General features: G+C 74.5%; 6 protein-coding genes. 2 read left to right on the forward strand and 4 right to left on the reverse strand.

Going from position 1 to position 6,682, the window contains the following annotated elements; genetic code table 11:
- Nucleotides 1-142: 142 nt before the first annotated feature.
- Together dnaJ and hrcA are read right to left on the reverse strand one after the other, a co-directional pair.
- Entirely contained in the window at nt 143-1,279 is a 1,137-nt protein-coding gene (gene dnaJ / locus PV343_RS30545; protein WP_319150277.1) for a molecular chaperone DnaJ, read from the reverse strand.
- Nucleotides 1,280-2,296: a heat-inducible transcriptional repressor HrcA gene (gene hrcA / locus PV343_RS30550; RefSeq protein WP_319150278.1), complete on the reverse strand. Its 1,017-nt coding sequence runs from the start codon at nt 2,294-2,296 to the stop codon at nt 1,280-1,282. It abuts the gene before it with no gap.
- Nucleotides 2,297-2,458: 162 nt separating this feature from the next.
- Here hrcA and PV343_RS30555 point away from each other — a divergent pair, with 162 nt between their 5' ends.
- Entirely contained in the window at nt 2,459-3,187 is a 729-nt protein-coding gene (locus tag PV343_RS30555; RefSeq protein WP_319150279.1) for an MBL fold metallo-hydrolase, read from the forward strand.
- Between the two features lie 34 nt (nt 3,188-3,221).
- A complete protein-coding gene (locus PV343_RS30560; RefSeq protein WP_319150280.1) occupies nt 3,222-4,031 on the forward strand; it encodes a DUF3097 domain-containing protein in 810 nt (269 codons plus the stop codon).
- A 23-nt stretch (nt 4,032-4,054) separates the two neighbouring features.
- Here the strand turns inward: PV343_RS30560 and hemW are convergent, their stop codons facing one another.
- Both hemW and PV343_RS30570 read right to left on the reverse strand, forming a co-directional pair.
- Nucleotides 4,055-5,287, reverse strand: coding sequence for a radical SAM family heme chaperone HemW (gene hemW, locus PV343_RS30565; RefSeq protein ID WP_319150281.1), 1,233 nt, complete (start codon nt 5,285-5,287; stop codon nt 4,055-4,057).
- A 27-nt stretch (nt 5,288-5,314) separates the two neighbouring features.
- A partial coding sequence (locus tag PV343_RS30570; RefSeq protein WP_319150282.1) for a SpoIIE family protein phosphatase occupies nt 5,315-6,682 on the reverse strand: 1,368 nt, incomplete at its 5' end.

Consider the following 6,682-nt stretch of genomic DNA (forward strand, 5'->3'; position numbering starts at 1 on the left):
CAAGTCCGAATCCGGGCGTCCGGCGGCATAGGCCAGTGACACAGGGTGTCCGAACGCCCCCCGCGCACCGCCGCGGGCCGCGGTTCCGGCCGCCGCCGGAGCGGCGGTCCGGACCGGGTCCGGACCGCCCTGCCGGCCGGCGTCAGCGCCCGTTGAAGGCGTCCTTCAGCCGCGAGAACAGGCCCTGCTGGCCCGGCTGGAACTGGCCCTGGGGCCGCTCCTCGCCGCGCAGCTTCGCCAGCTCGCGCAGCAGCCGCTCCTGCTCGGGGTCGAGCTTGGTCGGCGTGGTGACCTCGACGTGCACGATCAGGTCGCCCCGGCCGCCGCCGCGCAGGTGCGTGACGCCCCGGTTGTGCAGCGGGATCGACTGGCCGGACTGGGTGCCGGGCCGGATGTCGACCTCCTCCATCCCGTCCAGGGTCTCCAGCGGCACCTTGGTGCCGAGGGCCGCCGCGGTCATCGGGATGGTGACCGTGCAGTGCAGGTCGTCGCCGCGCCGCTGGAAGGTCGAGTGCGGCAGCTCGTGGATCTCGACGTAGAGGTCGCCGGCCGGACCGCCGCCGGGGCCGACCTCGCCCTCGCCGGCGAGCTGGATCCGGGTGCCGTTGTCGACACCGGCCGGGATCTTCACCGTCAGGGTGCGGCGGGAGCGGATCCGGCCGTCGCCCGCGCACTCCGGGCACGGGGTCGGCACGACCGTGCCGAAGCCCTGGCACTGGGGGCAGGGGCGGGAGGTCATGACCTGGCCCAGGAAGGACCGGGTCACCTGGGAGACCTCGCCGCGGCCGCGGCACATGTCACACGTCTGGGCGCTGGTGCCGGGCGCCGCGCCCTCGCCGTTGCAGGTGTTGCAGACGATCGCGGTGTCGACCTGGATGTCCTTGGTCGTCCCGAAGGCCGCCTCGTCCAGCTCGACCTCGATGCGGATCATCGCGTCCTGGCCGCGTCGGGTGCGCGAGCGCGGCCCGCGCTGCGACGCCGTGCCGAAGAACGCGTCCATGATGTCGGAGAAGTTGCCGAAGCCGCCGGCGCCGAAGCCGCCCGCGCCCGCGCCGCCCGCCTGGGAGAGCGGGTCGCCGCCGAGGTCGTAGACCTGCTTCTTCTGCGGGTCCGACAGCACCTCGTAGGCGGCGTTGATCTCCTTGAACCGCTCCTGGGTCTTCGGATCGGGGTTGACGTCCGGGTGCAGCTCGCGCGCGAGCCGACGGAACGCCTTCTTGATCTCATCCTGCGACGCGTCGCGGCGCACGCCGAGAACGGCGTAGTAGTCCGTGGCCACTTACGACTCCGCCAGGATCTGTCCGACGTACCGTGCCACTGCGCGTACCGCTCCCATCGTTCCCGGATAGTCCATGCGGGTCGGTCCGACCACGCCGAGCTTGGCAACCGCCTCGCCGCCCGAACCGTAGCCGACCGACACCACGGAGGTGGAGTTGAGTCCCTCATGGGCGTTCTCGTGCCCGATGCGCACCATCACGCCCGGATCCTTCGCCTCGCCCAGGAGCTTGAGGAGCACGACCTGCTCCTCAAGAGCCTCCAGCACGGGCCGGATCGTGAGGGGGAAATCATGTCCGAAACGGGTGAGATTGGCGGTGCCGCCGATCATCAACCGCTCCTCGTTCTCCTCCACCAGTGTCTCCAGCAGGGTGGAGAGCACGGTGGAGACCGTACCGCGATCCTCGGCCTCGAAGCCCTCGGGCAGGTCCTCGACCAGGTGCGGCACATCGCTGAACCGGCGGCCGGCGACCCGGCTGTTCAGCCGGGCCCTGAGGTCGGCCAGGGATGCCTCGCCGAAGGGCGCCGGGCAGTCGACCATCCGCTGCTCGACCCGGCCGGTGTCCGTGATCAGCACGAGCATCACCCGCGCGGGCGCGAGCGAGAGCAGCTCCACGTGCCGGACGGTGGACCGGGTCAGGGACGGGTACTGCACGACGGCGACCTGCCGGGTGAGCTGCGCGAGCAGGCGCACCGTGCGGGCCACGACGTCGTCGAGGTCGACGGCGCCCTCGAGGAAGTTCTGGATGGCCCGGCGCTCGGGCCCGGTCATCGGCTTGACACCCGCGAGCTTGTCCACGAACAACCGGTAGCCCTTGTCGGTGGGGATGCGCCCGGCGCTGGTGTGCGGCTGTGCGATGAAGCCCTCGTCCTCCAGGGCCGCCATGTCGTTGCGCACCGTCGCCGGGGAGACGCCGAGGTTGTGCCGTTCGGTGAGCGCCTTGGAGCCCACCGGCTCCTCGGTGCCCACGTAGTCCTGGACGATGGCGCGCAGCACCTGAAGCCTGCGTTCACTCAGCATCCGCGCGCACCTCCAGCATGTCGTCCCCTGGGACCTTCGAGTGGTCCACCTGGCACTCTGCGTGTCCGAGTGCCAGCGTTCCCCGGCCCAGTGTACGGCCGTGGGGTACTCACTGGGCAAGGTCGGTCCTGCCGTACGGGGTCGTACCGCTAGCGTCGCGGTATGACGGTGACTTGGGAAGAGCTGGGGTGGGAGCGGCTGGCCGACGGGATCGGCAGGTGCCGGCTGCCCGGCTGGGACTGCACCGCGGGCCTGGTGATCGGGCACGGCACGGCGCTGGTGGTGGACGCCGGGGCGAGCCTGGCCGAGGGCGCCCGGCTGCGGGAGTGCGCCGAGCGGCTGGCGGGCCGCCGTGTGACCCATCTCGCGCTGACCCATCCCCACTTCGACCACGTCTTCGGCACGGCCGCGTTCGCCGGGGCCGAGGTGTACGCGGCGGTGGGGGCGGAGGCGGTGTTCACCGGCGGACGCGAGGAACTGCGCCTGGACGCGGTCCGCAACGGCCTGCCGGCGGCGGACGCGGAGGAGGCGGTGGACACGCTGGCGGCCGGGGCGCCCCGGCATCCGGTCTCCGGCGAGCTGACGCTGGACCTCGGGGACGGCCGGCAGGCGCTGCTGGCCAACGTGGGGCCCGGGCACACCGCGCACGACCTGGCGGTGCTGGTACCCGGCTCCCCCGAGGTGGTGTTCTGCGGCGACCTGGTCGAGGAGTCCGGCACGCCGCAGGCGGGCCCGGACGCCGTGCCGTCGCGGTGGCCGGCCGCGCTCGACCGGCTGCTGGCGCTGGGCGGCGAGGACGCGCTGTACGTGCCCGGTCACGGTGCGGTGGTGGACGCCGGGTTCGTGCGGCGGCAACGCGACGAGCTGGCGGCGCGTTTCGGCGTGTCGTGAGCCCCGGGCGGCGGCTTCTCCTATCGTCACTCGAATGCGCCAGTACTCCGCCGACCTGACCCCGCCGTGGAAGAAGCCGAAGCCCGTCCCGGAGGTCGCGGCGGAGCCGGGTCTGGTGGTGGAGGAGGCGGGTACCGGGTTCTGCGGCGCGGTGATCCGCTGCGAGGCGGGCACGGTGACGCTGGCGGACCGCTTCGGCAAGCACCGGGTGTTCCCGCTGGAGCCGCGCGGCTTCCTGCTGGAGGGCCGGGCGGTCACCCTCGTACGGCCGGCCGCCGCTCCCCCGCGGCCCACCCGGACGGCGTCCGGTTCGGTGGCCGTCCCCGGGGCCCGGGCCCGGGTGGCCCGCGCCGGCCGCATCTACGTCGAGGGCCGGCACGACGCCGAGCTGGTGGAGAAGGTGTGGGGCGACGACCTGCGCATCGAGGGCGTGGTCGTGGAGTACCTGGAGGGCGTGGACGACCTGCCGGCGGTCGTGGCGGAGTTCGCGCCCGGGCCCGACGCCCGGCTCGGCGTGCTGGTGGACCACCTGGTGCCGGGCACCAAGGAGTGGCGGATCGCCGAGGCCGTGACGAGCGAGCACGCGCTGGTGGTCGGCCACCCGTACATCGACGTCTGGGAGGCCGTGAAGCCGTCCTCCGTGGGCATCCCCGACTGGCCCCGGGTGCCCCGCGGCCAGGACTGGAAGACGGGCGTGTGCCGGGCCCTGGGCTGGCCCGAGAACACGGGCGCGGCCTGGCAGCGCATCCTGTCCGGGGTGCGCTCCTACAAGGACCTGGAGCCGGAACTGCTGGGCCGAGTGGAGGAACTGATCGACTTCGTCACGGCCGGCGGTGGGGCTTGACGCCCCTGTAGGTGCCCGGCCGGTCAGTCCACCAGGTCCCGCACCACCGCGTCCGCCAGCAGGCGGCCGCGCAGGGTCAGGGCGGCGCGGCCCTCGGTGTAGGGGGTCCGCTGGAGGAGGCCGTCGGTCAGGGCGCGGCGGGCGGCCGCGAGGCCGGCCTCCTTGAGCAGGGAGAGCGGGACGCCCTCGCTCAGGCGCAGTTCCAGAAGGATCCGTTCGACCCGGCGGTCCTCGTCGGAGAGCAGTTCGCGGCCCGCGCCCGGGGAGCGGCCCGACGCCAGGGCCGCCGCGTAGGCGCCCGGGTGCTTGACGTTCCACCAGCGCACGCCGCCCACGTGCGAGTGGGCGCCGGGGCCCGCGCCCCACCAGTCCGCGCCCCGCCAGTACAGCTCGTTGTGCAGGCAGCGCCCGGCCTCGGAGGTGGCCCAGTTGGAGACCTCGTACCAGTCGAAGCCCGCCGCCGACAGGGTCTCCTCGGCGATCAGGTAGCGGTCGGCGTGCACGTCGTCGTCCGTCATCGGGACCTCGCCCCGGCGGATGCGGCGGGCGAGCTGGGTGCCCTCCTCGACGATGAGGGCGTAGGCGCTGACGTGGTCGGGGCCGGCGCCGATGGCCGCCTCCAGGGACGCCCGCCAGTCGTCGTCGGACTCGCCGGGGGTGCCGTAGATCAGGTCGAGGTTGACGTGCTCGAAGCCCGCCGCCCTCGCCTCCGCCACGCACGCCTCGGGGCGGCCCGGGGTGTGGGTGCGGTCCAGGACGCTCAGCACGTGCCGCCGCGCGCTCTGCATGCCGAAGGAGATCCGGTTGAAACCGCCCTCCCGCAGGGTGGCGAGGTAGGCCGGGTCCACCGACTCCGGGTTCGCCTCCGTGGTGATCTCGGCGTCCGGCGCCAGGCCGAACTCGTCGCGCACGGCGGCCAGCATCCGGACGAGGTCGTCGGCGGCCAGCAGCGTCGGCGTGCCGCCGCCGACGAAGACCGTGCGGACCTCGCGCGGGTCGTCGCCGAGGACCTTGCGCGCGAGCCGGACCTCGTCGGTCAGGGTGTCCGCGTAGTTGTCCCGGGACGCCAGCACCCCGCCCGTGCCGCGCAGCTCGGAGGCGGTGTACGTGTTGAAGTCGCAGTAGCCGCAGCGGGTGGCGCAGTACGGGACGTGCAGGTAGAAGCCGAGGGGACGCTCGGCGGCCCCGGCGAGCGCGGCGGCGGGCAGCGCGCCGTCGGCGGGGACGGGCTCGCCGTCGGGAAGTGCGGAAGGCATGTCCCCCATTGTCCCGTACGGCGGCGGTCACCCGGCCTGGAGCACCAGCAGGGCCAGATCGTCCTCGGGCAGGCCGCCGCCGAACTCGTGCACCAGGCGGCGGATCCTTTCGGCGATCAGCTCGGCGCTCAGCCCCGCGCAGCCGGACAGGGCCCGGGCCAGCCCGTCGCCGTCGTCGAACTGGCGGGAGCCGGAGCGGCGCTCGGTGACACCGTCGGTGACGCACAGCAGGCTGTCGCCGGGCCCGAGCTCGACGGTCTCGCTGGTGTACGTCTCGTCCTCCACCACGCCGAGCAGGGTCTGCGGGCGGGCGGCGGTGCGCACCTCGCCGTCGGGGCGCAGGAGCAGCGGCAGGGGGTGCCCGGCGGAGGCGAGCGTGCAGCGGACGCCTCCGTCGTGCGGGGTCAGCTCGCCGTAGAGGAGCGACAGGAAGCGGGTCTGGGGGCCGTCCCCGGCGGCCACGGGACGGCCGCCGGCGGCGACGAGCGCGCGGGCGGCCGCGTCGGCGGCCTCGGTGGCGTCGTCCAGCAGGAGCTGGTTGAGCCGGTCGAGGACGTCGGCGACCCGGTAGCCCTCGCGGGCCAGCAGTCGCAGCCAGGGGCGCGCGAGACCGATCACGACCGCCGCCTCGGGGCCCTTGCCCTGCACGTCGCCCACCGCGAAGCACCAGCGGCCGTCGCCCGCAGGGAACAGGTCGTAGAAGTCGCCGCTCGGGCCGCCCTGGTCGCGGGGCTCGTAGACCAGCGCGCTGCTCACCCCGGGGATCTCGGCGACCGCGCCGGGCAGCAGGCCGCGCTGCAGGACGGCGCTGATGGTGGCCTGCCGGGCGTACTGGCGGGCCGCGCCGATGGCGAGGGCCACCCGGCGGCCGAGGTCCTCGACCAGGCCGGTGACCTCGTCCGGGAAGCGCTCGGCGCCGCAGCGCCCGATCACCAGCGTGCCCAGCGGACGGCCGCCCGCGATCAGCCGGTACGCGAGCGCCGTGCCGCGGGCGCCCCGCGGGCCGAGCGCGTCACCGGGCCAGGGGTAGGGCTCGGGACCGGACCTGAGGCCGTCCCGGGGGCACGGCGGTTCCTTCTCCAGGGCGCGGGCCAGCTCCTCGGCGCGGTCCTCGCTGGCGTGCCAGACCCGGGCGGGCGCGTTGCCGTCGCCCCCGCGCACGGTCGCCTCGTCCTCCAGCCACACCGCGCACCAGTCGGCCAGCCGGGGCACGATCAGCTGGCCGGTGAGGGCCGTGACCAGGCTCTCGTCCAGCTGTCCGGCGAGCAGGTCGGAGGCCTCGGCGAGGAAGGACAGCGCGCCCCGGCCCAGCCAGTCCCGGCCGTCCGCGGTGCCGTACGGGCGGGGGGCGAGGGCCTCGGCGGTCTCCAGGGCGGGCGCGGCGGCCGGCGGGCG

This window comes from Streptomyces sp. WI03-4A, from assembly GCF_033792105.1.
GTDB lineage: Bacteria > Actinomycetota > Actinomycetes > Streptomycetales > Streptomycetaceae > Streptomyces > Streptomyces collinus_A.